The organism is Roseibium sp. (assembly GCF_965276855.1).
GTDB lineage: Bacteria > Pseudomonadota > Alphaproteobacteria > Rhizobiales > Stappiaceae > Roseibium.
This window is the reverse complement of record NZ_OZ255700.1, coordinates 4,094,616-4,119,482: the sequence shown is the minus strand read 5'-3', so window position 1 is coordinate 4,119,482 and position 24,867 is coordinate 4,094,616. Positions and strand designations below refer to the sequence as shown.

Here is a 24,867-nt window from a genome sequence, read left to right as displayed (position 1 = left end):
CTTTTGAAAATGACCAAACAGACCACCAATTTCGATGCGGATCTGGTCGCAACACGGCGTCATCTGCATTCAATCCCCGAAATTGGCCTGTCGGAATTCAAGACCTCGGACTACGTCGTCGGCGAACTCACCGCGATGGGCTATGAGGTGACACGCGGCCTTGGCAAGACCGGTGTCGTCGCAACCCTTCGAAATGGCACCTCCGGCCACAGCATCGGCATCCGGGCCGACTTTGACGCCCTGCCGATCAAGGAAGAGACCGGCGCGGACTATGCCAGCACCCACCCGGGTGTGATGCACGCCTGCGGCCACGATGGCCACACTGCAATGCTGCTTGGCGCGGCCAAACGGCTGGCAGAGCGCAAACAGTTCGACGGCACGGTGCATCTCATTTTCCAGCCGGCCGAGGAGAATTTTGGCGGTGCCAAACTGATGATTGAGGATGGCCTGTTTGAGCGGTTTCCTTGCGACGCCGTGTTTGGCCTTCATAATGATCCCGATCTGCCGTTTGGGGAGTTCCATTTCATCGACGGCCCAATGATGGCGGCTGCCGATGAATGCAAGATCACAGTGATCGGCAAAGGCGGTCATGGCGCGGAACCGCAATCAACTCCGGACCCGATCGTTTGCGGCGCGTCGATCATTATGGCCCTGCAAAGCATTGTGGCGCGAAACATCCATCCCATGCGGCAGGCCGTGATCACGGTCGGTGCCTTCAACAGCGGCATTGCAAGCAACGTGATCCCGGAGCGGGCCGAGATGAGCCTGACCGTCCGCGCTTTTGATCCCGATGTTCGCGATCAGCTGGAGACCCGCATTCGACAGGTCGCGGAAGGCCAGGCGGCAAGCTACGGCCTCAAAGTGGCCGTTGACTATGAGCGCGGTTATCCTCCTATGGTGAACCCAAGGAAAGAGACAGATTATGTGCGGTCGATTGCCCGGCGCTTTGCCGGCGGCGACAAGGTGAAAACCATGCCGGACCCGATCATGGGCAGCGAAGATTTCGCCTACTTCCTTGAAGAAAAGCCCGGATGTTTCTTTCTGCTAGGGACGGCCAAAACGGACAACGACCCGCCGCTCCATCACCCGAAGTACGACTTCAACGACGACGCTCTCCCCCTCGGCGCAGCGTTCTGGGTGGACCTGGCTGAGGATTTTCTTTCGGGGTCGAAGGGCTAACTGTGTCGGCCGCAATCCAGACTAGTTGCGCCCTAAGAAACTGATCTAAGCGTTCAGAAACGCGGAGCGCAGATCCCATAATATGGTTTTGTAACGTACCTGCGCAAAACAACATGAGAACTTTGTAATCTCAAAAGTGCTCGCGATAGCCTAGCTGATCCAACTTCTTGCGGGCTGCTTTATTCCAATTATCATTTCGTGAATATAGAGCAATAACTTCAAGAGTAGGCGGCCAATCGAATTCCAAAAACTCATTTAGATTTAATTCCGTCCTTCCGACGCGAAATCTTTTGATTTCGCGCTGTTCATCCAGTCCGGAGAGTCGGTTGAGCTTCTTACAGTTCAGGCACTCGATATCGAGCAAACTTGGACCAGACAAGGAGACTGAATGAAGTTGCAGTTGGTCCTCGACATGCAGCAGGCGAAGAGACGGAAATCGGTCTAAAGGTCCCAATGACTCGAGGCCGCGAACTCTACGCACTCTGAGTTCCTCTAAACCGTTGTGGCTGAACTCATCAATAGATTGGCGCGCTCCCAACACCAATTCGAACGACTTTAGTTTGGGAACATCACAAACAAACGCAAGATCCTTGCGTTTTGGCATGCCACTTAAACCTAAAGCCTCGAGTTTGGGTAACTTATTAAGCGTATCAATGTTTCTGATATGTCCCTGAACGAAAAGCTTTCTCAGTTCTCTGCAGCCCTGCAACGGAGACAGATCAAAATTGCGTTTTCTGCTCTCGGAAACTGCAAAATGAGTAAAACGCTCAATCTCTAAGTCCTTCAGGAACGAAGGTCTGTCAAACTCAAAAACACCAAAAACTAAGCGCTCCAGACTTGGTAGTCTTGCGAGTTCATCCTCATTGAAAATCCGGGTCAGAGAATCGACCGACAACGACTTCACATCCGGCAGAAGAGAAAGAACGGAGGCATCGAAGCCTTCTTGGTAGTGTCCAAAAAAGCGCGCCGTAACGAGTGTTCCAAAGGTCTTGCAAAGACCATTCAGAGAATCAAACAGGTCAGGCGAGTGTGCTGGCTTTGAGAATTGCACCGTGACCGAACGGCCATTGTCCAGTATTTGCTTCACATCTTCATAACAGAGGTAATCAGGGTCAGATATGCGTTCAATAATCATCAGAAATCTGCGATATGGTCGTAGTGCTGGTTACTTCAACAAGAAAATAAAAAGAAGAAAAATGGTGGGCCCGGAGGGACTCGAACCCCCAACCAATCCGTTATGAGCGGACGGCTCTAACCAGTTGAGCTACAGGCCCACGAGGGCGGCCAAAAGTGATTTGGTACACGCCCTGATTTGCTACCTACACGAAAGCCCCCGCCCCCTCAAGCGGTTTCCAGCCTCCTCAACAGCGCAGTGTTTGCCTGACCCAAAGCGCTGGTTTCTTCGACCTGCACCCACGCACTCAATGGGCGAAAAACTTCCTGCTGAGTCCGCAGCGCCGCCAAGCAACTGGCGCTTCTCAAACAGGAAAGGCCGCGCCGGTTCAAAACCTGCACGGCCCTTAATGCTTGGATCCGAAGGCCTTACTCGCCGGCAGCAGGGGCGGCGCCGTCCTGTTTCTTGTTCAGCATGTCCCAGTTCTTGTAGAAAACCCGGTTGATGCCGGACAGAAGCACGTTGAAGATCTTCACGCAGACGTTTTGAAGGCCGGTGAACGCGCTCGGGCGCAGAACATCGACGAACACACAGGCGCGCAAACCGTCTTCGCCGTTGACCGAGCGGTGCTGGATCGTGTCGTCAAAGATGAACAGCGGATCGTCGTGCCAGAAATGCTTCTCGCCGTTCACCTCGATGAACACCTCATCGCTCTGGCGGGTGGTCATGTTGTAAAGGAGCCGGATCGTCAGGCGGAGCGGGCCGAAATGGAGGGACGTCTTTTCCTGACCGTTGAACAGGGACACGCCGATCGTCTTGATGTATTTGAAATCGCGATTGAACTCCGGGATCGACTGATCGCCCTGTTCGTCATACCAGCGGTAGAAAACCATGCCCCGGCGCTTGTCGCCCATACGGGCCTTCAGGTCGGTAAGAATTTCGTCCTGCCGGTCCTTGAAAACCTGAAGCATCTCTTCGATTTCAGCGCGCTCCTCATCTGGAAACTCGCTCAGCTGCATGCGGTAGTGATGGCGTTTGGAGATCAGATCGAACAGCAAGTTGATCGGGGACAGCACCCAGGTCAGGAGGCCGTTGCCGGAGAAATACTTTGCGATCAGCCCACTGTCGGACCGCTTGTGGCGGGCAAAGTCGATCAAGCCGCACACAATGAAGATGCCCGCAATCCACGGCACGAGCCAAAACAAAATGGCCAGTGGAATGATCACACGCAACAAGCGGCGAACAGCTTTGGAATTCATCGACGACCTCTTGATATTGCGCCTCCGGAAAGGGGAAGCAAAAAGCGCCGCACAATGTCACGTCCTGACTGCGCGCGCAAGGACGGGAAACTGCTCATTCCCGCGGTTTGGTCCTCTCCCGAAGAGGTCCATATTCCCCGATACGAACCGGACTTTCAATGGCCCTCGGAGCGGGGTACGGTCGGGCGAAAGAATCTGCAATGCCAATCAGTTTGGCGGGACCTTCGCATGCGCTCACCCCTGTTGACCCTGACCCTCACCGTCTTCCTGATTTCCATGGTTGGCTGGCTTCTAGTGGTCGGGCGGTCCCTCCTTCTGCCGTTCATCATCGCCATCATCGTCTGGTACATGATCAACGCGCTGTCGAACGTTTACCGGCGGATCGGCTACGGGAATTTTCATCTGCCCGGGCTTGTGGCGTTTCCCCTCGCCCTTCTGACAATTTTCAGCGTCAGCACATTTGTTCTGGACATTGTCGCCGTCAACCTCACACAGCTCGCACAGGATGCGCCGACCTATCAACGGCGGCTGGAAGAGCTGTTCATGCAGGCAGCGGATCTGTTCCATCTCAACGACCCGGTGGAACTGCGGGACCTTTTCCCGGATTCCGTGGTGCCAAGGATGGTGACAGCGGGAGCAAGTGTGGTAACCGCGATTGCGGGATCTGCCAGCCTTGTCTTCATCTATGTGCTGTTCCTGCTGCTTGAGCAGTCCACCTTCGACCGGAAATTCGAGAAGCTGTTTGCGACACCGGAGCGGGCGAAAGCCGCCTTTGCGATCCGCGCGGAAATCAATTCCTCCCTGATGCATTACTTCACAATCAAGACCGCGGTGTCTGTGGCAACCGGCGTCCTCACAAGCCTGGTTCTCATTGCAATTGGCCTGCCCTACGCGGCCCTCTTCGGGTTCATCGCCTTTGTCCTGAACTACATCCCGACGATCGGGTCCTTGATCGGCGTGATTTTCCCGAGCCTTCTGGCGATCGTTTATTACGACACCCTTGGTCCCTTCTTGATTATCGCAACGGGCCTTGGACTTATCCAGTTTTCCATTGGCAATCTGATCGAACCCCGGCTGATGGGGGCAAACCTGAACCTCTCCGGCCTGGTGATCATGTTGTCTCTGGCGCTTTGGGGTGCGATCTGGGGCGTGGTCGGGATGGTGTTGTGTGTGCCGTTGACGGTGATGATCGTGATCGTGTGTTCCAAAATCGAGGCAGCAAGGCCTGTAGCGGTTCTGCTTTCCGAAAACGGCGAGATCGGCGATCTGCCCGCCGCCACTCAGCCGGGCAGCTGATCCCTATTCGAAGGGCACGGACTAGATGAATGCCAGCTGAACCACCCGGCCTTACCCCTGCCCTATTGGCGGTTCACCTCTGCAACAGTTTTTGAATATCGTTCAAAGGAATAAGACCCATGCAGCAGTTCATTTCCTCCAGCATTGGCAAGCTGCCAAAAGTTTCAAGAAACGCGTTCATCGCCGCCGCATTCACGGTGGCATCATTCGCCGCCGCTCCTGGCTATGCCGATGAGACCGCGGCCCTCACCGGGACAATCACAATGGACGGCCGCGGGACAGTTTCCGTTGCGCCGGACATGGCGGTGATCACCGCACGGGTGGTCACGATCTCCAAGACGGCCGCCGACGCCCTGTCCGGAAACACAGCGGACCTTGCCAACGTGATCGAGAAGATCAAAGCCGCCGGAATTGAGGCCAAGGACATTCAGACAAGCGGTTTTGCGATTTACCCGCGATATGAGCGGGTGACGGACAACTCAAATCGCCAGCCAGACATCACCGGTTATGAGGTGCGTAACGGGGTGGAAATCAATGTCCGCGACCTGACCAAACTTGGCGGCCTCCTGACGGGTGTCGTTGACAGCGGCGCGAACTCGGTCGATGGCATCCGCTTCCAGGTGAGCGATCCGGACGAGAAACTCGACGAAGCCCGCAAACGTGCGGTCCAGGAAGCAAAACACAAAGCTGGCATTTTTGCAGAAGCAGCCGGTGTTGAGCTTGGCGGCATCGTCTCGATTTCAGAAACCGGCATCCAGATGCCGCGTCCCGTCATGATGCGCGCAGAAAGCATGATGATGGCCAAAGCCGACGCCGTTCCGATCGAGGCAGGGGAAGAAACCATTTCCGCCTCCGTCACCATTCAGTGGCAGATAGCACCGAAATGATCCTGTCCTGAAAACTGAGAATGGTTCAGCAGGGTGTTCCGGGTACAATCGGCGTCAGCTCGGGCCGGACGCCTTTTTTGAAGCGGCTGCTGAATCACTTGCGGCAAAACCTGCGTCAGCATCGTGAATGAGAGGGATGCCGAGCCTTGCGCTCCAATCCTGCGCTGTCTTCTGCAGCACGCCGTTCGACGCCATGAGCTCATAGGCTTGGCGCCATTTGGAGATCAATTCAGGGTCCGTACCATTTGAGATCATCAGGTAAGAAGGTGACCTGCGGATCGTATAAACGGGTGTAACAGCACTGGCGGAAATGCCAATTCCGTCCAGGACCACGGATGCTTGAAGTTTGGACGTGATCCAAAGATCAACCCGCTTCGCCAACAGCATCCGGGCTCCGGTCTGGTGATCGGCCGTTTCGACGGTTGTCAATCCGGCTTCAGCCATCAGATTGAGCTGCCAGGAATCCCGCACTCCGGCAACGACCAGGTTCTGCCGCTTGGCATCGGCTAGATCCTGGACGTCAAGATCACGGCCCGGCGCCGCCATCAGGACATGGGTCCACATGATAGCAGGACCGATAAACGAGAAGCCCATATCGATGCGTTCCTGAGTCATCCCGCCCGTGAACAGCATGATATTCGGATTGGCCTTGGCTAACCGGTACCCCCGCGCCCAAGGAAGCACCTCAATCGGAGTATTCACACCCAGATGTTCTTTCAGTGCCTCAACTATGGAAACACCGAGCCCGACCGGTTCGCCATTGGCACCGAGCGACGCCGCAGGAGGCCAGGGGGACGTGATAAGCCGGAGTTCCTGCGCCTGCCCTGGAGAGATACCCCCCCATAGGATCAACAGAACGGCAAATAGGATGCTACGCACTCAACCACTCCTTAGGGCGCGCCAAACGGCAGAAAAAGCCGATCAGTACCAAGCCCAATCCTCATCGTCGCATCGATTTCTGAATCAAATGCCAACGCGGCGCGGCAAAAAGCCAGGTACGACATCGCATCGCTGCGCAAATGTCTGCCTAGACCGGCGGCGGAGTTGTTAGGCCCGCCGGGCGCAAACAAACGCTACTTGTATTTCGCCGTGATCATATCGAACTCACCAGAGTCTTTCATTGCCTGCATCTGATCACTGAAAGCTGTCACGAAGTCCTCCGAAACGCTTTTCTTACTGAACATTATGTAAGACGCATCAGAAGAGATTACGACATTCGAAGCGGCGACTTTATCTCCAAGTCCCAATCGCTTGATATCCTCTGACACCACAAAAACTTCCCCAAGGGTCGCATCGATGCGGCCAGCTGCGAGCTTCTTCAGGTTGGATTCCTGGCTATCGGTCTCATCGATCTGACCGGCATGTTTGTCCTTGAGGTCATTGAAATCGCCGCCATACGCATACTCGCGGATCGTCCCGAGTTTGCCGCCCTTCTCGAAGAAATCGGCCAGGGAGCTGTACTCCCCCTCTTTGCCGGCGGGAACGAACAACACTTCCTGAGCATCAACGTAAGGACTGCTGAAATGTGCGAAGGCCTCCCGTTCTGCCGTTTTTGAGACCGGCGAGGCGATATCGACATTGCCGTCCTCAAGACCTTTCAGGTGACGGGCCCACGGAAGGGCTTGGGTTTCCAGTGCGCATCCAAGCTTGTCCAGCACAACGGCGATGACCTCGAAGTCCATCCCGCTGACATCGTTGCCCTCAACCTTCTGATACGGCCGGTAATCACTGGCGCCGGCGATCAAGGTCCCGCCACGCGGGCACTCAACCGCGACCGCATGCGCCCCCAAGCCGAACACAACAACACCGGCTCCGACAATCGACTTCCAACTGATCATCTTCTAAGTCCTCCAACACGTCATGGAGGCGGAAATTCCGTATTGGAACGGCCTCAACATGGAAGTGGTGAGGATAGAGACAAACAATGATCACAGTATTAAATGAATAGAACACCAATAAATGTAAATGTTACATTGAAATATATAGCAATAAGGGGAGGCTATATTAACGCTCTCTAATTGTCACTTGTATTAAGAGCGCCAAAAACACCAATTTTCTCGTTCACTCCTTTCAATTCTGCGGAACCCAGTTTTTCCATCTCCACATTGAGGCGGCCAGCCACATCTTCCGAGAACAAGACCTGCCGATCCCATTGACGGCACAGTCCTTCCAGACGGGACGCCAGATTTACGGCGGAACCAAGCACCGTAAAATCTATCCGGCTTGATGATCCGATATTGCCGTAAAGCACTTCCCCGAAATGAAGACCGATGCCGAATGTGAGATCAAGTGGCGGCTCTGTCTCATGAGCGCTCCGTAGTGCGGTTTGGGCCGCGTCCAGAGCGTTAGCACACACGGCACGATCATCGGTTTGACCATCCTGAGTGGGGAAGATCGCAAGCACACCGTCTCCGATGAACTTCAGGATTTCGCCGCCCTTGCCTTCCACCGCCTCGGCGATGATTTCAAAGTACCGGTTGGCGCGCCCCAACGCCTCCTCCGCGGACAAACGCATGTTCAAACCGGTCCAATCTCGGATGTCGCTGACCATAATGGCGGCATGAATGCGCTCGATATCGCCCCGCCTAATCCGGCCATCGAGCACCATCTGACCGGTGCGCCGCCCGAGATACGCTTCCGCAATGGCAGCCGAGGTATCGCGGAACCGGTAGACCTCGACAATCGGGGCCAAAGCGGCCCCTATCCTTGTAAAGGCCACGACATCGGCGTCCGACAGCCCCCCGCTGCAATCGGTAGTCACGACGAAAATCGCGCCCCCATCGTCAGAAAAGCGCAGCGGCAGTGCAAGGTAATCCGTCGCACCGCGGGCTTTCAGCTCATGCAAGACGCTATGATCCTGATCTCCGAGTTCATTGCTCAAACGCCGCCGATACGGTGTTCGTGTCTTTGAAACAATCTGCATGGGGCTGCCGATATAGGCGGGCCGCTGCTCAAGGCCGTGCGCGGATTCGACCCGCCGTGACCCGCCGGGTTCACGTTCCCAAGCCGAACCGACAGCGGTCGTGAGTGGATGCAGAGTGCGCATCACCAGCCGCAGCCGCCAGACCGGCGCCCCCGCTTCCAGGAGCTGGCCACCCAGGCTTTGAAGCAAGCTGTGCAGGTCCTTTTCGAAACGCCCCTGCTCCAGCAGCCAGTCCCGGATCTCGCGCGGGTCCCATGTCAAATTACCAGCTTCGTCCGCCGTATCGCCCACAAAAGGACCTCCCCAATCTTTGAGCCTTCTCGGCTTACAGGTAAGACTGCAACATAGCCAGGATCTCCCGCGGTCAATCACTGACATATGCCGATGGCTGCTCTTGGCAATTGCTGAAGCGGCGAAACGTCAGAACCGCCGATGCCAAACCTGCATGGGTTTGTCCGTTTCTTCACTTTCACCGACGTCTTGCCATGGGAAGGCCACCATCACGCCCTCCAGCTTTGCATAACCGCGCTTTGTCCAGAACGGATCCAGCGGCCGGTAGTCTGCCGGTTTCATCGGATGATCATCCGGGCGCACGACTGCACAAAAAACAGCCTCATCAAAACCCAGTTCCTTTGCGTGGTCTTCTCGTTCGTCAAAGAAGAGATGACCAATTCCTCGCCCGCGATACGCTGGGGCCAGGACAGATTCCGCCATGTAAAACAACTTGTCCGGATCAAAGCCCTTTGCGCGCAAAGGGGCCTGGAAAGCCTCGTATTCTCCGCCAAGCGGCTCCCCTGTTGCCGCCCCGACCAAGCGGTCGCCATCATAGGCGCCAACAATCACTGCGCCTTCGGTCTCCGCATACCGGCCCAAATACTTTTTTTCGTAGTCCAGCGAGCCCTCATAAAGATACGGCCAGGCCCGAAAAACCGATATGCGCAACTGTGCCAGCGCGCCCAAGGTTTTTTTCAATTCTTCACCAGTTAATCGCCGGATCTCAATTGCCATAGCTAACGCCCTCAAATCGCGGAATGTTTTTTCGCGTAACGGAAATATCGTGGTGCATCACATAGCAGATCGTCACAAACTGCAGTATTTTTTTGCAATCACCCCATTGAGATAAAAAGACTTTATCTGTATGAAGCCCGCTCCGGAGAAAACCCGGGTACATCTGCTGGTTTGGGAGAGCGATATGGAAAGCAACGCCCTCTTCGAACTGGGGATGGACTTGGAGGCTCGCGTAGCAGAAGACGCAATCAGCGTTGCCGAGCCAAGAAGCACCACCCAGAAGGAAGAAAACGTTTCGACTGCGGCCTCTGTGTATTCAGACGACCGCCTGGATCACTTCATCGAAAAAGAAGGGGTCCACTGCGCTGGTGCGCATTTGATTATCGACCTTTACGATGCTGAACGCATTGATGATCTCGCCTACATGGAAGAGACCATGCGGACATGCGTCGAAGAGGCCGGGGCAACCCTTTTGCACATTCACCTGCACCCTTTCGAGCCGACGGGTGTGTCGGGCGTTGCGGTGCTGGCGGAAAGCCACATCTCTGTCCACACATGGCCGGAAGCCGGCTATGCCGCCTTTGATGTCTTCATGTGCGGAGACGCGCAGCCGGAAAAATGCGTTGAAGTGCTGCGCAAGGCCTTCAAGCCCGGCAAGACCGCTGTCTCCGAGCTGCTGCGCGGCCGCGAGGTGGCGAACCAGCTGTCCAAACCGCATGCGCTGGATGCCGCCGAATGAGCAACGGTCTGGTCTTCAACGAGACGCTCCATCCGGGCGTGCAGGTCAGCTACACCTGCGACGAGATCCTCTATCAGGAAAAGACAGAGCACCAGGATCTGGTGCTCTTTTCCAATCCTGTGTTTGGAAAGATCCTGATGCTCGATGGGGTGACGCAGGTCACCACACGGGACGAATTCATCTACCATGAGATGATGTCCCACGTCCCGATCCTCGCCCACGGCGCAGCGAAATCCGTCCTGATCGTCGGCGGTGGTGATTGCGGCTTGGCCGAAGAGGTTTTGAAACACGCAAGCGTGGAAAACCTCGTGCAGGTCGAGATCGACAAGTCGGTCGTTGACTTCTCCGAAGAGCATTTCGCCGACTTTAACACGGGCGTACTGGAAAACCCGCGGTTTGAGCTGGTGATTGAAGACGGCCTGAAATTTGCCGCTGAAACAGACCGGCGCTTTGATGTCGTGATCGTCGACAGCACCGACCCGCACGGACCAGGCGCAGTGCTCTTCTCAGAAGAGTTTTACCGCGACATTCACCGCATCCTGACGCCGGGCGGGGTCCTGGTGACGCAAAATGGGGTGCCGTTTCTGCAAAGGGACGAGCTCGTCACCAGTGTCGAGCGGTTCTCCCGCATTTTCACCGATGCCGCAGCCTATATCGCAGCGATCCCGACCTATTTCGGTGGTCACATGACCCTTGGCTGGGCCTCCGACAATCCGGAGCTGCGAAAGCAGGCCGTGCCGGTCCTTGAGGAGCGTTTCAAGTCGGCAGGTTTCAACACCCAGTATTACACGCCGGACGTCCACGCAGCCTCATTTGCGCTTCCGAAATTCATCCTCGACGCTGTCGAGGAAGGTCGGGCAAAAGCTTGAGATTTGTGTGAGATTTGATTTTTGGAAGGCGGGGCTAGACCCCGCCTTTTTTACGTACCGTCTCCGTCTCTACCTGACAGGAAACAGCACATTCGCCGTGCCCTTAAAAGGAAGAGGCACAGGTAAGCAAGAAGCACATCCAACCCAATGCGCAGGATCTGATGATCCATGCGTTGAACAACCAACAGACTTCGTTCAGGCTGCTGCTTGCCGACTGAGCAACTGGCAAAACCAGCAAGGGAAGACGGCAATGGAAAGATATCTGCCGCATCTCGAGAACTTGCATTTGCCCAAGGACGGGCTGAAACACGTACTGGCCAGACTAATTGGCATTTTGTCGATCTGTTGTATTGAGTGCTTCCATTTGCTCCAGCTGAGATGAACACTCATAACAAAAATGGCAAACCAAGCGCGGCTCATGGCGAACTCCGAGCATTGCGGAATAGCACCTACGTTTATTCTACTAAATCCAAAAAGGATATGTTAGCGTCTTTCCGCAACTCTTGTTTGTGGGAGATGGTCCATGGATCTTTCGGAATACGGTGTTTTGTTACGCTTTCTGATCATGCCTTGGCTTTTCCTGCTGTTTCTGATTGTGATTTTTCGAGTTGGCCGAAGCGGTGTCCGTTTCCGGGACCTGGTCAGCAGCACGCAAGACGGCCCCGCGCATCCGGACCGCATAGCCACACTTACCGCCACCGTATTCGTCGCTATCAGTTACATTGTCATCGTTATGAATGAACAGGCGATCGTGCTCGGCTCAGGAGATAACTCGCGATATCTCATGCCGGATATCCCGGCAGAAATGCTTCTAATCCTCGGAGGCACTCAAGGCACCTATGTTGGAAAGAAGATTTTTGATCGATTTAGGGAGGGATAGAAATGATGGATACGGCATCAGACAATCGTCAATCGGCAAATCCCACAGCCGCTGTCATTTATGTAATGCTCTTTGTTGCATGTGTCGTCGTTGTTTCCGCAGCAGCCCTTTTTTTTAAGGTAACGCCACAAAACATCGCCGTAATAGGCTTCATCGCCTTTTCTTTGATTGTGGTCTTTTTTGCTGCGGCCGTGTTGTGGAAACTCGCGGATGGATCAATCCCACTCGGCGGCTTGATCGCTGAGCCACCAGAGCCCGGCTCAGGTGAAAAGATCGGCAAGGCCAGCCTCTCCCGATTCCAGTTCCTGGTGTTCACGTTTGTGGTTGCCGGGCTGTTTCTGATGCTTTGCATTGAAACCGGAGCTTTTGTCGAAGTCCCAACGAACGTCCTCGCCCTCATTGGCCTAAGCGGCGGTGGTTTCATTGCATCCAAAGCCGTTGGCTTGCCAGGACAAGGCAAGCAAATCTCCGAAGAAGAGAAAGCCGCCGCAAGAAAGAAGAAAATCAGGCAGTTGGAAAAGGACTTGGAGGACCTGAAAAACGAAGATGCGCCAGCTCCGAAACAACCGCGACAACTTGCTACTCCTGACCAGGAATCACTTGTCCAACCAGATACCCAGGACGGGAACACTAAACCGGCGGCGCAAAATGTTCCTTCAAACAAGGAAAATACCTAAGCAACCGGCCAACCGGCAAAGCCTTAGGCCGTGTGGACGAATTGGAGACGTATTTCGTGAAGCAAGTGCCAAGATATGGCGGCGACGGTCCAGTAGAGCGTATCGATATACGGTCAAGGGATCGGCGGTGCCAAATCGCTGGCACTTGGCTCACCCTTTGGGCCGGGCTTGCATCGCTCAATTCCAGCGTAAATCCGTCTTGATGATGCGCAAGCATCACCTTCGCCGGATTTCCTTGATCTTGAACGATGCAAATCCCGGCGAAATGCATCTCCAATTCGTCCACACGGCCTAACCGGTTGACTGGGAGACAGAAAATGAAAAATCTGGAGCTACCACTTTGCATGAAAACGCCGGGCAGCGGCGCTCTTGGAGCGCTGTGTGTCGGAATTCTCGCATGCACATCTGCACCGGTATCAGCGAATGAACCCGCGCACTGCGCCTGGATGACTGAGGCAATCGGGATTCCACAGTCCAACATGGATGAGCGACCCGGCGATTTTCATGAAGTCCCCATCTGTCATGACCGGTTTCTGCTGCGCCACAACAATCTCACCAAAACACCCGACTGGGTCATTGAACGGCTTACTGCAGATCTTGTGACCGGGACCAACACCCGACCAAAAGTAAAGTTTCAACCCGAACCAAATATTTCTGATGACAATGTGCGGGCAGACGATGAAGCTTACTTGCGTTCCCAGTATGCAAGAGGACATCAGGCGGCATCAGCGGATTTTAAGTCTGACGAACAGTTGATGAAAAACACGTTCATCTTTTCCAATGCCGTTCCTCAGGAAGGCTCGGGTTTCAACTCTTCAATTTGGTCGCAATTTGAGAACCGGGTGCAAAAACTCGCTCAGGTTCGTGGAGAAATCTACGTTATCACAGGCCCGGTCTATCAGGACCCAAAGGGCAAAGACATTGTCTTCTCAGAAGCTCAAAACCCTTGCGGACGGGAGATCCGGCTCCCCGACCTAGAACGGGATATGGTTTGCGGCGGTCTAAACAAGTCTACACCCAATTTGAAATGCGATGGTCACGGAGTGGCAATCCCGGCCGGCCTTTACAAAATCATCTACGACCCAGCAATGAACCGCATCAATGCTTACGTGATGCCGAATGTTGATCACCCGAACAAGAAGGAAAGAGGGGGGTTATCGACCGAAAACTATCTCAACACTTGGCGGATCTCGGTTCGAAACCTTGAAGACCGTGTTGGATACACTTTCTTCCCAGATTTCGATCGGCACCGCAGCCATGCTCTATTGGAATCCTGTCCAGCCAGCATGATCCGGTAATCTCTTCAATTCCTGGCTTCCAGCCAGATACGGGCCGTGTCCATGTCTCCCGATTGAAACCCGTCAGCGAGTTTTTGCCCGATAACGGCCCCGAACTTGTAGCCGTGTCCGGAACAGGCAGAGACGACGGTCACCTTGCCCTCTGTTGTGCAGAAGAAGTGCTCGTCCGAGGTAAAGGTGTAAGCGCAGGTCACGACATCGTCGACCTTGTATTCCTTGATCCGGCCAAACGGCGGCGAGAAGTAGTTGCGCAAGGTTTCCCCCTCGCCGTCTTTGGCATCCCGGTCCTGATCGGGTTCTGCCGTGTATTTGTGAATACCCGCACCGAATTTGAGCCCCGTTCCCGGAACCGGCGGCAGAACGTAGCCGTCGATGGTTCCACCTGGATCGAGGATCGCGGGACCGGCAGCCCACGCCGCCTTCAGATCCTCCGGCGGCGTGAGGTACACAACTGCCGTCCTATAGGTGGTGAGGCTTGCTCTGAACTTTGGAAACAAGCCAAGCGTCCAGGCACCGGCCGTGACAATCACATGATCTGCACGATTGACAGATCCATCGGCGAGCGTCACTGATCCAGCGTCCGGATCGACCGATGTAACCCGCGTGTTCTCGCGGATGTCTGCTCCTTTTTCCCGGAGCCAATCCCGCAGATCACTGGCAATTTTCTGGCACAGCAGAACACCACCCTCGTCGCTATAAGCGCCCCAGCGGATCGTATCTGCATCAATGAACGGAAAGCGCGCGGCAGTCTCCGTGGCACTCATGTCATCAAAGGGGTAACCGCCGTCGATCAGACCCGTGCGGTACTCATCGCCGCCGTCCCCTTCGACCTGGGAAAGCAGCAGAAAGCCGGTCTCTACCAAGTGCTTTTGGCCAATGTCCGCCCACATTTCGTCCCAGGCTGTGTACGCGTCACCGATCCGGCGCTGATACCCGCCATGCCCACCATAGGCCCGGCGGATGATCCTGTGCTGATCGCCAGAAGCCGACAAGGGATTGGGGATTGGGCCCTGTTCAATCAGCGTGACGGACACGCCGCGTTTGGTGAGGGCCCAGGCGGTAGACAGACCGGATATTCCGGCCCCGACAATAATGACAGACATGAAGAATTCCCAAGGTATGAGCTGCGCAAGTTAGCTGCTCATACGCCAAGCGCAATATGTGATTTTCCGGAATTCATGCATGCCGCATATGTGTTTGTGATTGCCGCGGCAAGAAAAGCCTCTACTTTGCCACGCGGACACACTGCAGCGCCTCCATTTTGGCGAGAGGAGATCGCACCTTGCTGGAAATTGAAAAGAGCGAACCAGAGACCTTGGCACACCGCCGGCTGTCGGATTATCCCGACTGGGGTTACCTCCTCCGGGAATATTATGAGGTCTATCGCTTTTTATCCTCCGGCGGCAGTGACCGCATCCGGGCGCATCAGCGTGCTGTCCGCGAGGCGATATCCCGCGTCATAAAATCCAATGCCGAACTTCGTTTCGATGCCCCGGCCCACAAACCGGTGACCGCCCATCTGAAACGGGCTTTGGACGAAGGACGCTTGGAACGCACAGCCACTTTGATCCGTTCCATTGAATCCGTGCAGGATCAGCTGACGTGGCAATACGGCTATGAGAAGGTTCCGCGCGGGCTCGACAAGAAATACGCTTATGCCGAGCTTTGCGGTCCCAACGGCCCAATCCTGACGACTGAGGTGATCCTGGGGTTGGTTCTCTTTGCCCCGAATTGCACCTATCCGGCGCATTCACATGACGGGATTTCGGAAAGTTACATTTGTCTTTCCGGCGCCGTCTCTGAAAACCATCAGGGCGTTTATGCGCCTGGATCCATGATCTTCAACCCGCCGGAACATGCTCACCGGATAACCGTTTCCAAAACGGAACCGGCCCTGTTGGCCTACGCATGGACTGGCCCGCAGGACAAGCTGGCAGGTCAGAAAATGGTTTTCAGCCGGAAGCGCAGTTAAGAAGCAAGGACAGCGTCGCCTATCAAGAATGGCGTAACGCCGCCCACTTTGCCGTCCCGGACATGATCCGGGACCTTGGTCGGGTTTACCGGTTAAGCTGCAACAGCTTCATCGACAATTGAACACCGAATGTCGAGATTTGCGCCTGCCAGCTTGCCATCCGAGGAAACCCAGGCTGGTTCACCTAGAAGCTTGGTCTCATGGACGCCGAGCGTTGGGAAACTGAGGCCCATGGAATGCGCGGTCGCCACCCGGTGACCCGGCTTGGGATTGAGCCCGCAGCAGATCTCGCGCGTTCCAAGTTTCAAATGGTGGGCGATGTCCCACTCCAGAACCACGCCCTCGTGCCGTGTCACCACCCAGCAGTGACCATCAACGCAGGTCCCGTTCTTTTCTTCCGGAAAGAAGTATCCATAGACATATCCGGCCTCGAGCCCTGCGGCGCGGAGGCACGCAATCAGATAGGTGTTGATGTCGACACAGGACCCTTCTGTCAGACCGCAGGAGATATAAGGGACTTCATCGAGGCCATCATTGAAGCGCACCTCCGGATGACCGTAGTGAAACTTCTCGGCAACTGCATTGACGATCGCCTCAATGGCCGCGTGACCGTCTTTTGAGCTGTCAACGAGCCCGCGCACATCGTCAACAAGCTCGTTGGCCGCGCGCGTGAACCGGTTCAACCGGGGTTTGAACATCGTTTCCGGATAGCCTGAGCCACCATCTGTGTAGGCGTAGGAGAGCGTTACGGACCTTCCCTCCTCCGGCAAGATAACAGCGGCCATCTGGCCCGTTGAGACTTCGCCGCACAGCTCGACAGTGCCGCCGTCCACCTTGAAAGAAACAGGTGTCTGATGCGGGGTTGGAATTCCGGTCGGAACCAACAGTTTCCGGCCGTGTTCCTGGTCAGGTTGAACAGTTACATTCACAAAGATGGACATGATGCCCCCTCAAGTCCGAAATCTGATTAGACGATCATCTGGAACAAAAGCCCGGACAGAACCGCGCCAGTGAAACCAAGTCCAAGGTAGGTTGCGAACACCGGCGGCTTGACCAGCGACCACACGGCAGCCATTGCCGGAATGGAGCTGACAGCACCTGCGATCATGAAGGCCATCGCAGCGCCTGCGCCCATGCCCTGGTCCATCAGACCTGCAAGCAGCGGCGGAGCCACATAGCTGTTGAGGTAGGCCGGCATTCCGACCAAAGCGGATATGACAATGGTACCCACGCCTTCGCCGCCAACAACACGCGCAATCATGTCCGCAGGCACATAGGTGACCAGCAAGGCCTCAAGCACATAAGCCAGGGCCAGCCACTTCACGAGGAACAGGGCATTCGCCTTGAGCTCAGCCCCGAACGTACTTGTGCGCGCACTCTCTTTCCAGAATTGCCAGACTGGCCGGCCTGTCTTTGGCGATGTGCCACAGCCACAGCCAGAGACGGACGATCCGACACGCACAGGATTTGAAAACAGTCCTGAGCGGATGGCAAATGCCACCAACGCGCCGCCGAACAAACCAAGCGCCACCGCGAAGACCGCCTTGCCGATGGCAAACTCCCAGCCAAGTGCACCCGCTGTGATCAACAGCGTCGGCGGATCGATCAGCGGTGACGACAGCCAGAATGCCATGATTGCAGACAGCGGAGCACCAACCGCCAGCAGACCGGCAATGAACGGGATCACCTCGCACGAACAGAAAGGTGCCAGCCCGCCAAACAAAGCCGCCAAAACGATCGCCTGCGTTTCCCGCCCTTCAAAGGCCTTGCCCACATAAGATTCTGCTCCGGCTGCTTTCAGCCACGCAATCAAAAGGACCGCGAACGCGATGTAGGGCAATGTGCCGAGGAACGCCTGGATGGCAAAGCTCACGAACGGCACGAACTGAACCTGATCGAGGAGCAGGACCAGAACTGGAACGGTCACAACGATTGCCCAGGGCGACAGGATATAGTCCCGTCCTGGAAACCGCTTAAAGGACCACGTTTGTTTCGCCGCGCCTTGGCCATCAGTGCCGGAGGCGCAGCAGCTCGTGTTCTGCGCCACGTCTACGGTCTCAGTCATTTGCCGCTTTCCTTTCAACGCCAAGAACGAAGGATTTGCCCTCTTCCGCGCAGCATTCTTTCAAGATGTATCCAGCGAGCAGCTCCAGCCGTTCGAAGGCGGCACGGTTGATCACCGACCGGCCGTCTTTTTCCTGAACCACCAGATCTGCAGATGCGAGAAACTTCAGATGATGCGCCAATGTGGAGGCGGCCATACCGGTGCGCGTTTGAATGTCACCGACACTCAACCCGTCCCGGCCCGCACGGACCAAGGTCAACAAAACCTGCAGCCGGGCCTCAGAGCCCAGCGCTGCAAACCCTTGTGCTGCTTCTTCCAAAACCACGACACACCTCTTCTGCATCGGCGAAATCAATATAACTATATTTCTAGTTATATAGTTTCAAAGGATGTGTCAAGGGCAACGCTGGCGAGCGGAAAACACCTTACCAACGAACGAAGGCACCGGCACTTCCCTGCAAACAGACCGCAAGTCCGAAGATATCGGCGATTGATTTGATTAGGCTTCTTTTGCCTCACCGCCGACTTGGGCAATCCAATCCTGGAGATTGTAGTAGGTGGTGATGCGAGAGATCTGGCCGTCGCGAATTTCAAAAAAACTTCCAGCAGGAAGCGCATAGGTCTGGCCGTCGGCCTCCGGCAGTCCCTCATCGGTCGCGATATACGTGCCGTGAACGATGAATTCGGCAGCCGCTCGCGTGCCCTCCTCGTTCACAAACAGAACGATATCCGTCAGCCGCTCTTTGTAACAGCGGGTCATGTGAACGTTGAACGACCAAAAGGCGTCCTTGCCAAGCCGTCGCTCACCCTGATTGACATCATGGATCAGATCCTCGGCGACCAAGCTTTCCATCTTCTTGGTGTCACCGGCATTGAATGCAGCGAAATACGTGTCGATCAGAAAACGCGATTGCTTGTTTGGCATTGGAACTCAACAAGTTGGTGTTGTTTGGTTGAAAGGAGTGTGCCGTCCAACGCTGTTGGCGACAAGACCGCATCGTGCCTCTGGTGTACGGAACCTCACCAAGATCATGACAATCGAACTGAATGCGCGATATACTCGTCAACAAGACGAGTTTTGGATCTGAAGGCTCATCGTCCGGCCAATGAGCGGCGCCCTTGAGGTTGCAAACCGCAGCAATACAAGTAATTTATTTCTATTTACTTTTTAGCATTTGATCACAAATAGTAATTACCCTAGGAAAGAAGATGAGACGCTAAAAGAAAAACACCATGAAGATTAGATCTTTGAAAAATTTTGTTTTTTTCATCGTTTTGGCGTTACTCACACTGCCGGCGAAGGCGGACCACATCACAATCGTGACTGAGCATCTCCCTCCTTACAATTATTTGGAAGATGGAGAAGCACAGGGCATGTCGACAGAGGTGGTGCAGGCGGCTTTGGAAGCTGCTGGACATACCTATGAAATCCGCTTCATGCCCTGGGCACGCGCCTATCAAATCGCACTGACGAAACCCAACACACTGGTCTATTCCATCGCGCGAACCAACGAACGGGAAGCGCTGTTTGCCTGGGTCGGCGAAATTGCACCTTTTGGCGCGGCTCTTTATCAACGTGCGGATCAACCGGCAGTCAAGCTTCAGCAACTGAGAGATGCAAGGCTGCTTCAAGTTGGCGTCTACCGGGGCGACGCCAAGGAAGCCATTCTGCGCAAAAACGGGTTTCAAAACCTGCAGACAACCGAAGACGACCTGCTCAATCTCCGCAAACTTTTGCTTGGGCGCATCGACCTCATTGCGATTGACGACAGCGTCATCGGCCCGCTCCTTAAGGAAGAGGGCATTGCGCCAGACAAGGTTCGTCGGGTTCTGGGGATCGAGGAGATCAGCGGTAACCTTTACATGGCGTTCCATAAAGAAACCGATCCGGGACTTGTAAGTTCCGTTCAGCGTGGTCTTGAGGTCATCAAGGAAAACGGAGAATACGAGCAAATCCTCAACCGGTATTTGTTGATCAATTGAACATTCTCGACTGTGTTGGGCATCTCTCACCACGCACAGGCACTTGACGCAGCATGCCTTAACTCAAACGCCAGTTTTTAGTTTATAAAACACTTGCATTCTTTATAGTTGGATTACTGCATCAAACTGGGTTTTACCGCTCGTTTTCTGTGACTATAAAAACAATCGGAGCGAATATTGAAACTGGCATTCATAGCTGCGCTGTGCATCTCATTCGCGTTATCCGCCAAAGCTGAAACGCTCGAAATCGTCACAGAGCATCTGCCGCCGTTCAATTATCTGGATGATGGCGTTCCGAAGGGGATAGGGACAGAAGTGGTCCAGGCTGTCTTGAAAGAAACGGGCCGCGCTGCTCCGATCCAGTTCTTGCCTTGGGCGCGCAGTTATCAAATGGCTTTGAAGACGCCAGGGACATTGATCTACTCCATCCTGCGGACACCGGACCGCGAGGACAAATTTGCATGGGTCGGGCAAATTGCACCTTACGGGGTTTCGCTTTATCAGCTCGTCCATGACGACGCTCCGCAGATCACCTCGCTTGAAGACGCCAGGCCACTCAGGGTCGGTGTCTATCTCGGCGATGCGAAGGCGGAGTTTCTTCAGACAAACGGTTTCAATAACCTGTCCTCCGTTGAAGACGACCGGCTAAACCTCCGCAAACTGCTCCTGAAACGGATCGACTTGATGATCATTGATGACGCTGTCATCAAGGAACTCATCGAACTTGAGGATGTGGATCCAAGAAAGATCCGCCGTGCGCTGCCAATTCAAGAGCTGAGCGGATACGCCTATATGGCTTTCCAGAAGGACACAGATCCAAAGCTTGTCGAAGACTTCCGCCGCGGGTTGAAAAAAGTAAAGGAAATGGGCGTTTTTGATGCCATCCTTGAAGAGTATTATCTGATCAACTGACACCTCGAAATCGTTTCGCCCAAAATCAGAAGATCGGAAATCCGCGGCTGCGCCATTGTGATCGCGGCACGGGTGACCCGACCCGCAGGCTGAAGTTCTCAACACGCGTAATCGCGCGATCCACCTGGCAGCGGAAATCGACATTGTGCCACGTGCCGAACGTTCGGAACGCCGCACCGCTTGGCCTCAACACCGTTAACCCCGGAGGCGTTTGAAACGTCGGCAGGAGATCCGGCAAGATTGGCGGATTTTGCGCCTGTAGTTGCGCTCGCAGCTCCGTTGCACATAAAAGGTTCAAGCGCTCACTGTCCGACATGCCGCGCATGGCAGTCCGCACACGTCCATCAGAAAGCAAATCGCCTGACAACAGTGTGCGAGCCGGTTGCAGCGCTTCACCACGCGGAGCAGAAGATGTCACCCCCGCCGGCACAGGCGGTTTCGTCCGCGGTATCGCGGCAACAACCGTTTGTGCTTCCGCACCCTCCGGCTCACCTTCAACCGGTTCGTCCAGAGTCGGCTCGGGCGTTGACTCAGGAGGCGTCGGCAACTCCTCCGGGTCTTCGGTTGCACCGGCCTCTAAGGGCTCAGCAGTCTCGTCTTCGTCCAAGGTTTCGGGTTGTTCGGGGCCAGGCTCGGCCTGCTCGGAGGCCGTGTCTTCCGGTTCCCCAACAGGTTCAGAAGTCTCCCCTTCCTCTACAGTCAAAGGCGTTTCGATCTCGGGCGCATCCAATTCCCGTTCATCGAGTGCAGCCTCATCGACTTCCGCATCTTCGACTGGAGTTTCTGGCTCTGGCTCTGGCTCTGGCTCTGGCTCTGGCTCTGGCTCTGGCTCTGGCTCTGGCTCTGGCTCTGGCTCTGGCTCTGGCTCTGGCTCTGGCTCTGAAACCTCTGCCGTTTCAATCGGCGTGTCTTCTAAATTCGGCTCTTCCAGGTTGGTTTCTGCCTGTTGCGGTTCCCCGAACTCGCTGCCTTCTGGCGCGGTATCTTCATCGCCAAACTCGATGACGGGCTGTAAAACAGGGATCTCTGGGAGTGCTGGGTTTTCCTCAGGTCCCTCAGGCTGCACGTCTTCTTCTGGCTCCTGCTCGGCCTCTTCTTCTTGAGGCTCTTCTTCTTGGGGCTCTTCAGGTGCCGGTTCGTCTTCCTCGACCGGTTCTTCTTCCGAAGCATCCTCTTCCAAGGGGGCGGGCTCCGGCGAAACCGGCTCCGGAAGTGTCACCAGCTCGACCTCAACCGACTCCACTCCCTCAGGTGGTCGGTGTCCTTGAAATCCCCCAACCAAAAGCAGCGCCGCCAAACCGTGCAGGATCAGGGACACGACGACACCGGTTGCAAACCCGATGCGGGGGGCAACTTCGGGCGTTTCGGGACGCTTTTCCGGAATGTCGAGAATGGTCAAACGGTTCGCCTTGCCCTGCCCGGCAAACGGGCGCGCTTAGTCTTTCGCTTCTTATCAAAAAACCCGGCAGAAATGTGCCGGGTTTCTATCAAGTTATCGCGAAGGCCGATCAGCTGTCGAGGAACGACCGCAGCTTGCGAGACCGGCTCGGGTGCTTCAGCTTGCGGAGCGCCTTGGCCTCGATCTGACGGATACGTTCACGGGTCACCGAGAACTGCTGCCCGACCTCTTCCAGCGTGTGGTCGGTGTTCATGCCGATGCCGAACCGCATCCGAAGGACGCGTTCTTCACGGGGCGTGAGGGACGCCAGAACGCGGGTCGTGGTTTCACGCAGGTTCGACTGGATCGCTGCATCAATCGGTAGAACTGCGTTCTTGTCCTCAATGAAGTCACCGAGATGCGAATCTTCCTCGTCACCAATCGGTGTTTCGAGCGAGATCGGCTCCTTGGCAATCTTCAGAACCTTCCGGACTTTTTCCAGCGGCATCTGCAGCTTTTCAGCCAGCTCTTCCGGGGTCGGCTCACGGCCGATCTCGTGGAGCATCTGGCGCGATGTCCGAACGATCTTGTTGATCGTCTCGATCATATGCACCGGGATACGGATCGTCCGGGCCTGGTCGGCAATCGAACGCGTGATTGCCTGCCGGATCCACCAAGTCGCATAGGTCGAGAACTTGTAACCGCGGCGGTATTCGAACTTGTCGACCGCCTTCATCAGGCCGATGTTGCCTTCCTGGATGAGATCCAGGAACTGCAGACCGCGGTTGGTGTATTTCTTCGCAATGGAAATCACGAGACGCAGGTTCGCTTCGACCATTTCCTTCTTGGCGATCCGTGCTTCGCGCTCACCCTTTTGCACCATCGCAACAATGCGGCGGAATTCGGTGATCTCAAGACCCGTCTCGGTTGCCAGCGTCTGGATTTCGTGACGCAGCTCGCGGACGTTTTCCTTCTCCTTGGCGATGAAGTTCTTCCAGCCGCGGGTCGACAAGTTCGCAACTTTGCGCAGCCAGTTCGGATCAAGTTCCGCGCCCTGGTATTGCTTCAGGAAGTCCTGACGGTCGACATTGTAGCTGTCCGCCAAACGCAGAAGACGGCCTTCGTAGCCCATCAAGCGCTTGTTGATGTCATAGAGCTGAGCGACCAGAGCATCGATACGGTTCTGGTTGAGCGACAGGCTCTTCACGTCGACAACGATGTCTTCTTTCAGCTTTTTGTAGCGGCGCTCCTGACTTGGAGACAGGGTCTTGTTGGCCAGCTTGTTCTCGACAAGTTGGTCCTGCAGACGGCGCAGCTTTTTGTAGTCATCGGCGATGCGGTCAAAGGTTTCGAGAACCTGCGGCTTCAGCTCCGCTTCCATCGCAGAGAGCGAAACGTTGGACTCGAACTCGTCGTCGTCGTCCTCACCATCGCCTTCGCCGTCTTCGTTTTCAGTATTCTCGGACGGGCCGCCAGCCTGGTTCTCAGAACCACCCTCGCTGTCTTCCGCGTCCGGATCGTCATCGTTGTCGCCGGTCGGTCCAGCCTTTGCGTCCGGTCCAGCGTAAGTCGCTTCCAAATCGATGATGTCGCGCAGGAGAACCTGTGCTTCGTTGAGTTCGTCACGCCAGATGATAATCGCCTGGAACGTCAGCGGGCTTTCGCAAAGACCGGCGATCATCGCTTCGCGGCCAGCTTCGATCCGCTTGGCAATCGCGATCTCGCCTTCGCGCGACAAAAGCTCAACGGAGCCCATTTCGCGCAGGTACATGCGCACCGGGTCATCGGTCCGGTCCGCAGGTTCTTTGCCTGTTGTGGTTTTGGCAACTGCAGAAGACTTGGCAGCGACCAGTTCGCCGCCATCAACTTCGTCCGGTCCGTCTTCCGCTTCTTCGGCCTCGATCACATTGATGCCCATGTCGGAGAACATGGACATAATGTCTTCGATCTTTTCGGAAGAGTTCTGATCGGATGGAAGAACCTCATTCAGTTCGTCATATGTTACATAGCCGCGTTTTTTCGCGGCCTTGATCATTTTCTTGACAGCTGCATCCGACAAATCCAGCAACGGACCATCGGATCCTTCTGCGCTTTGTTCCTGATTGTCGTCAGCTTGTGTCGCTTTGGCTACCATATCGTGCTCCAATTCGCGGCCTTGGATTGGCCGCGCCGCGCCCTGTTTGGCTCAAACCCACATCTCCGGCGCGCCAGCAGTATTGCGGCGGCAGCCAGACGAATCGTTTCGGTTAGCAGGTTGTAAGCCGTGTCCCTTAAGTCCCAATTAACTGCTCGCAAATCGACAATGTCATAAATTGCATCGACAATGCGCGCAGATCCCGGTTTCGTGAGCGCAAGTACGATCACGTTTTATCTTTTAGCGGCTTGCAGCGGTTTTCTGACTATTGGCCGTCAGCAGTTTGTTAGCTGA

24 protein-coding genes and 1 tRNA gene are annotated in these 24,867 nt (G+C 55.3%); 11 read left to right on the top strand and 14 right to left on the bottom strand.

Annotation, left to right across the window (positions count from 1 at the left end; genetic code table 11):
• Window positions 1-9: 9 nt before the first annotated feature.
• Window positions 10-1,179 carry a M20 aminoacylase family protein gene (locus ACQY4Z_RS18970; RefSeq protein ID WP_428523886.1) on the top strand — a complete coding sequence of 390 codons (1,170 nt, stop codon included), beginning with the start codon at window positions 10-12 and terminating at the stop codon, window positions 1,177-1,179.
• A gap of 130 nt (window positions 1,180-1,309) precedes the next feature.
• Here the strand turns inward: ACQY4Z_RS18970 and ACQY4Z_RS18965 are convergent, their stop codons facing one another.
• The 3 genes from ACQY4Z_RS18965 to ACQY4Z_RS18955 form a co-directional block, all read right to left on the bottom strand.
• Window positions 1,310-2,314, bottom strand: a complete 1,005-nt coding sequence (locus tag ACQY4Z_RS18965) for a hypothetical protein (protein WP_428523884.1) — start codon at window positions 2,312-2,314, stop codon at window positions 1,310-1,312.
• A 62-nt stretch (window positions 2,315-2,376) separates the two neighbouring features.
• Window positions 2,377-2,453 (bottom strand) — tRNA-Ile (locus tag ACQY4Z_RS18960).
• A 268-nt stretch (window positions 2,454-2,721) separates the two neighbouring features.
• A complete protein-coding gene (locus ACQY4Z_RS18955; RefSeq protein WP_428523882.1) occupies window positions 2,722-3,552 on the bottom strand; it encodes an aspartyl/asparaginyl beta-hydroxylase domain-containing protein in 831 nt (276 codons plus the stop codon).
• A 228-nt stretch (window positions 3,553-3,780) separates the two neighbouring features.
• On the opposite strand from ACQY4Z_RS18955, the gene ACQY4Z_RS18950 reads away from it, so the two are divergent.
• Together ACQY4Z_RS18950 and ACQY4Z_RS18945 are read left to right on the top strand one after the other, a co-directional pair.
• Window positions 3,781-4,848: an AI-2E family transporter gene (locus ACQY4Z_RS18950; protein ID WP_428523880.1), complete on the top strand. Its 1,068-nt coding sequence runs from the start codon at window positions 3,781-3,783 to the stop codon at window positions 4,846-4,848.
• A gap of 119 nt (window positions 4,849-4,967) precedes the next feature.
• Window positions 4,968-5,735, top strand: a complete 768-nt coding sequence (locus ACQY4Z_RS18945) for an SIMPL domain-containing protein (RefSeq protein WP_428523878.1) — start codon at window positions 4,968-4,970, stop codon at window positions 5,733-5,735.
• A 54-nt stretch (window positions 5,736-5,789) separates the two neighbouring features.
• On the opposite strand, the gene ACQY4Z_RS18940 is transcribed toward ACQY4Z_RS18945, so the two are convergent.
• The 4 genes from ACQY4Z_RS18940 to ACQY4Z_RS18925 form a co-directional block, all read right to left on the bottom strand.
• Window positions 5,790-6,614 (bottom strand): substrate-binding periplasmic protein, encoded by an 825-nt coding sequence (locus tag ACQY4Z_RS18940; protein ID WP_428523876.1) that lies wholly within the window; start codon window positions 6,612-6,614, stop codon window positions 5,790-5,792.
• 194 nt (window positions 6,615-6,808) lie between these two features.
• Entirely contained in the window at window positions 6,809-7,573 is a 765-nt protein-coding gene (locus ACQY4Z_RS18935) for a substrate-binding periplasmic protein (RefSeq protein ID WP_428523874.1), read from the bottom strand.
• A 176-nt stretch (window positions 7,574-7,749) separates the two neighbouring features.
• Window positions 7,750-8,949 (bottom strand): adenylate/guanylate cyclase domain-containing protein, encoded by a 1,200-nt coding sequence (locus ACQY4Z_RS18930; protein ID WP_428523872.1) that lies wholly within the window; start codon window positions 8,947-8,949, stop codon window positions 7,750-7,752.
• A 129-nt stretch (window positions 8,950-9,078) separates the two neighbouring features.
• Window positions 9,079-9,666, bottom strand: a complete 588-nt coding sequence (locus ACQY4Z_RS18925) for a GNAT family N-acetyltransferase (RefSeq protein WP_428523870.1) — start codon at window positions 9,664-9,666, stop codon at window positions 9,079-9,081.
• A 184-nt stretch (window positions 9,667-9,850) separates the two neighbouring features.
• Here ACQY4Z_RS18925 and speD point away from each other — a divergent pair, with 184 nt between their 5' ends.
• From speD to ACQY4Z_RS18900, 5 genes are all read left to right on the top strand, one after another.
• On the top strand, window positions 9,851-10,405 hold the full coding sequence (gene speD / locus ACQY4Z_RS18920; protein WP_428523868.1) for an adenosylmethionine decarboxylase: 555 nt from the start codon (window positions 9,851-9,853) through the stop codon (window positions 10,403-10,405).
• A complete protein-coding gene (speE, locus tag ACQY4Z_RS18915; RefSeq protein WP_428523866.1) occupies window positions 10,402-11,274 on the top strand; it encodes a polyamine aminopropyltransferase in 873 nt (290 codons plus the stop codon). The genes speD and speE overlap by 4 nt, the downstream gene beginning before the upstream one ends.
• Window positions 11,275-11,797: 523 nt before the next feature.
• Window positions 11,798-12,154, top strand: coding sequence for a hypothetical protein (locus ACQY4Z_RS18910; protein ID WP_428523864.1), 357 nt, complete (start codon window positions 11,798-11,800; stop codon window positions 12,152-12,154).
• 2 nt (window positions 12,155-12,156) lie between these two features.
• Window positions 12,157-12,831, top strand: coding sequence for a hypothetical protein (locus ACQY4Z_RS18905; protein WP_428523862.1), 675 nt, complete (start codon window positions 12,157-12,159; stop codon window positions 12,829-12,831).
• A 317-nt stretch (window positions 12,832-13,148) separates the two neighbouring features.
• Window positions 13,149-14,129 carry a DNA/RNA non-specific endonuclease gene (locus ACQY4Z_RS18900; protein ID WP_428523860.1) on the top strand — a complete coding sequence of 327 codons (981 nt, stop codon included), beginning with the start codon at window positions 13,149-13,151 and terminating at the stop codon, window positions 14,127-14,129.
• Window positions 14,130-14,134: 5 nt separating this feature from the next.
• Here ACQY4Z_RS18900 and ACQY4Z_RS18895 read toward each other — a convergent pair whose 3' ends face one another.
• On the bottom strand, window positions 14,135-15,232 hold the full coding sequence (locus tag ACQY4Z_RS18895) for an NAD(P)/FAD-dependent oxidoreductase (protein ID WP_428523858.1): 1,098 nt from the start codon (window positions 15,230-15,232) through the stop codon (window positions 14,135-14,137).
• A 179-nt stretch (window positions 15,233-15,411) separates the two neighbouring features.
• Between ACQY4Z_RS18895 and ACQY4Z_RS18890 the strand changes: the two genes are divergently transcribed.
• Window positions 15,412-16,101, top strand: a complete 690-nt coding sequence (locus ACQY4Z_RS18890) for a dimethylsulfonioproprionate lyase family protein (RefSeq protein WP_133946148.1) — start codon at window positions 15,412-15,414, stop codon at window positions 16,099-16,101.
• A 92-nt stretch (window positions 16,102-16,193) separates the two neighbouring features.
• On the opposite strand, the gene ACQY4Z_RS18885 is transcribed toward ACQY4Z_RS18890, so the two are convergent.
• The 4 genes from ACQY4Z_RS18885 to ACQY4Z_RS18870 all read right to left on the bottom strand — a co-directional run bounded on the left by ACQY4Z_RS18885 (window position 16,194) and on the right by ACQY4Z_RS18870 (window position 19,091).
• Complete coding sequence (locus ACQY4Z_RS18885) at window positions 16,194-17,042, bottom strand: transglutaminase-like domain-containing protein (RefSeq protein ID WP_428523856.1); 849 nt, start codon at window positions 17,040-17,042, stop codon at window positions 16,194-16,196.
• A 26-nt stretch (window positions 17,043-17,068) separates the two neighbouring features.
• Entirely contained in the window at window positions 17,069-18,166 is a 1,098-nt protein-coding gene (locus ACQY4Z_RS18880) for a permease (protein WP_428523854.1), read from the bottom strand.
• A complete protein-coding gene (locus ACQY4Z_RS18875) occupies window positions 18,159-18,509 on the bottom strand; it encodes an ArsR/SmtB family transcription factor (protein WP_428523852.1) in 351 nt (116 codons plus the stop codon). Before ACQY4Z_RS18875 ends, ACQY4Z_RS18880 begins: the two co-directional genes overlap by 8 nt.
• A gap of 156 nt (window positions 18,510-18,665) precedes the next feature.
• The gene (locus ACQY4Z_RS18870; protein ID WP_428523850.1) at window positions 18,666-19,091 is read right to left on the bottom strand and encodes a ketosteroid isomerase-related protein; all 426 of its coding nucleotides are present in this window, start codon (window positions 19,089-19,091) and stop codon (window positions 18,666-18,668) included.
• Window positions 19,092-19,399: 308 nt separating this feature from the next.
• Here ACQY4Z_RS18870 and ACQY4Z_RS18865 point away from each other — a divergent pair, with 308 nt between their 5' ends.
• Both ACQY4Z_RS18865 and ACQY4Z_RS18860 read left to right on the top strand, forming a co-directional pair.
• A complete protein-coding gene (locus ACQY4Z_RS18865; RefSeq protein WP_428523848.1) occupies window positions 19,400-20,149 on the top strand; it encodes a substrate-binding periplasmic protein in 750 nt (249 codons plus the stop codon).
• A gap of 177 nt (window positions 20,150-20,326) precedes the next feature.
• Window positions 20,327-21,061: a substrate-binding periplasmic protein gene (locus tag ACQY4Z_RS18860; RefSeq protein ID WP_428523846.1), complete on the top strand. Its 735-nt coding sequence runs from the start codon at window positions 20,327-20,329 to the stop codon at window positions 21,059-21,061.
• A 25-nt stretch (window positions 21,062-21,086) separates the two neighbouring features.
• Here the strand turns inward: ACQY4Z_RS18860 and ACQY4Z_RS18855 are convergent, their stop codons facing one another.
• Both ACQY4Z_RS18855 and rpoD read right to left on the bottom strand, forming a co-directional pair.
• Complete coding sequence (locus ACQY4Z_RS18855; RefSeq protein WP_428523844.1) at window positions 21,087-22,460, bottom strand: DUF930 domain-containing protein; 1,374 nt, start codon at window positions 22,458-22,460, stop codon at window positions 21,087-21,089.
• Between the two features lie 109 nt (window positions 22,461-22,569).
• Window positions 22,570-24,573: an RNA polymerase sigma factor RpoD gene (rpoD, locus tag ACQY4Z_RS18850; RefSeq protein WP_428523842.1), complete on the bottom strand. Its 2,004-nt coding sequence runs from the start codon at window positions 24,571-24,573 to the stop codon at window positions 22,570-22,572.
• Window positions 24,574-24,867 lie beyond the last annotated feature (294 nt).

Bases quoted from the DNA above. Each gene is read 5' to 3' on its own strand.
- ACQY4Z_RS18935 (WP_428523874.1), bottom strand. From the start codon at position 7,573: ATGATCAGTTGGAAGTCGATTGTCGGAGCCGGTGTTGTTGTGTTCGGC.
- ACQY4Z_RS18905 (WP_428523862.1), top strand. From the start codon at position 12,157: ATGATGGATACGGCATCAGACAATCGTCAATCGGCAAATCCCACAGCC.
- ACQY4Z_RS18925 (WP_428523870.1), bottom strand. From the start codon at position 9,666: ATGGCAATTGAGATCCGGCGATTAACTGGTGAAGAATTGAAAAAAACC.
- ACQY4Z_RS18870 (WP_428523850.1), bottom strand. From the start codon at position 19,091: ATGCCAAACAAGCAATCGCGTTTTCTGATCGACACGTATTTCGCTGCA.
- speE (WP_428523866.1), top strand. From the start codon at position 10,402: ATGAGCAACGGTCTGGTCTTCAACGAGACGCTCCATCCGGGCGTGCAG.
- ACQY4Z_RS18965 (WP_428523884.1), bottom strand. From the start codon at position 2,314: ATGATTATTGAACGCATATCTGACCCTGATTACCTCTGTTATGAAGAT.
- ACQY4Z_RS18895 (WP_428523858.1), bottom strand. From the start codon at position 15,232: ATGTCTGTCATTATTGTCGGGGCCGGAATATCCGGTCTGTCTACCGCC.
- ACQY4Z_RS18950 (WP_428523880.1), top strand. From the start codon at position 3,781: ATGCGCTCACCCCTGTTGACCCTGACCCTCACCGTCTTCCTGATTTCC.
- ACQY4Z_RS18880 (WP_428523854.1), bottom strand. From the start codon at position 18,166: ATGACTGAGACCGTAGACGTGGCGCAGAACACGAGCTGCTGCGCCTCC.
- ACQY4Z_RS18875 (WP_428523852.1), bottom strand. From the start codon at position 18,509: ATGCAGAAGAGGTGTGTCGTGGTTTTGGAAGAAGCAGCACAAGGGTTT.
- speD (WP_428523868.1), top strand. From the start codon at position 9,851: ATGGAAAGCAACGCCCTCTTCGAACTGGGGATGGACTTGGAGGCTCGC.
- rpoD (WP_428523842.1), bottom strand. From the start codon at position 24,573: ATGGTAGCCAAAGCGACACAAGCTGACGACAATCAGGAACAAAGCGCA.
- ACQY4Z_RS18910 (WP_428523864.1), top strand. From the start codon at position 11,798: ATGGATCTTTCGGAATACGGTGTTTTGTTACGCTTTCTGATCATGCCT.
- ACQY4Z_RS18865 (WP_428523848.1), top strand. From the start codon at position 19,400: ATGAAGATTAGATCTTTGAAAAATTTTGTTTTTTTCATCGTTTTGGCG.
- ACQY4Z_RS18900 (WP_428523860.1), top strand. From the start codon at position 13,149: ATGAAAAATCTGGAGCTACCACTTTGCATGAAAACGCCGGGCAGCGGC.
- ACQY4Z_RS18885 (WP_428523856.1), bottom strand. From the start codon at position 17,042: ATGTCCATCTTTGTGAATGTAACTGTTCAACCTGACCAGGAACACGGC.
- ACQY4Z_RS18955 (WP_428523882.1), bottom strand. From the start codon at position 3,552: ATGAATTCCAAAGCTGTTCGCCGCTTGTTGCGTGTGATCATTCCACTG.
- ACQY4Z_RS18945 (WP_428523878.1), top strand. From the start codon at position 4,968: ATGCAGCAGTTCATTTCCTCCAGCATTGGCAAGCTGCCAAAAGTTTCA.
- ACQY4Z_RS18970 (WP_428523886.1), top strand. From the start codon at position 10: ATGACCAAACAGACCACCAATTTCGATGCGGATCTGGTCGCAACACGG.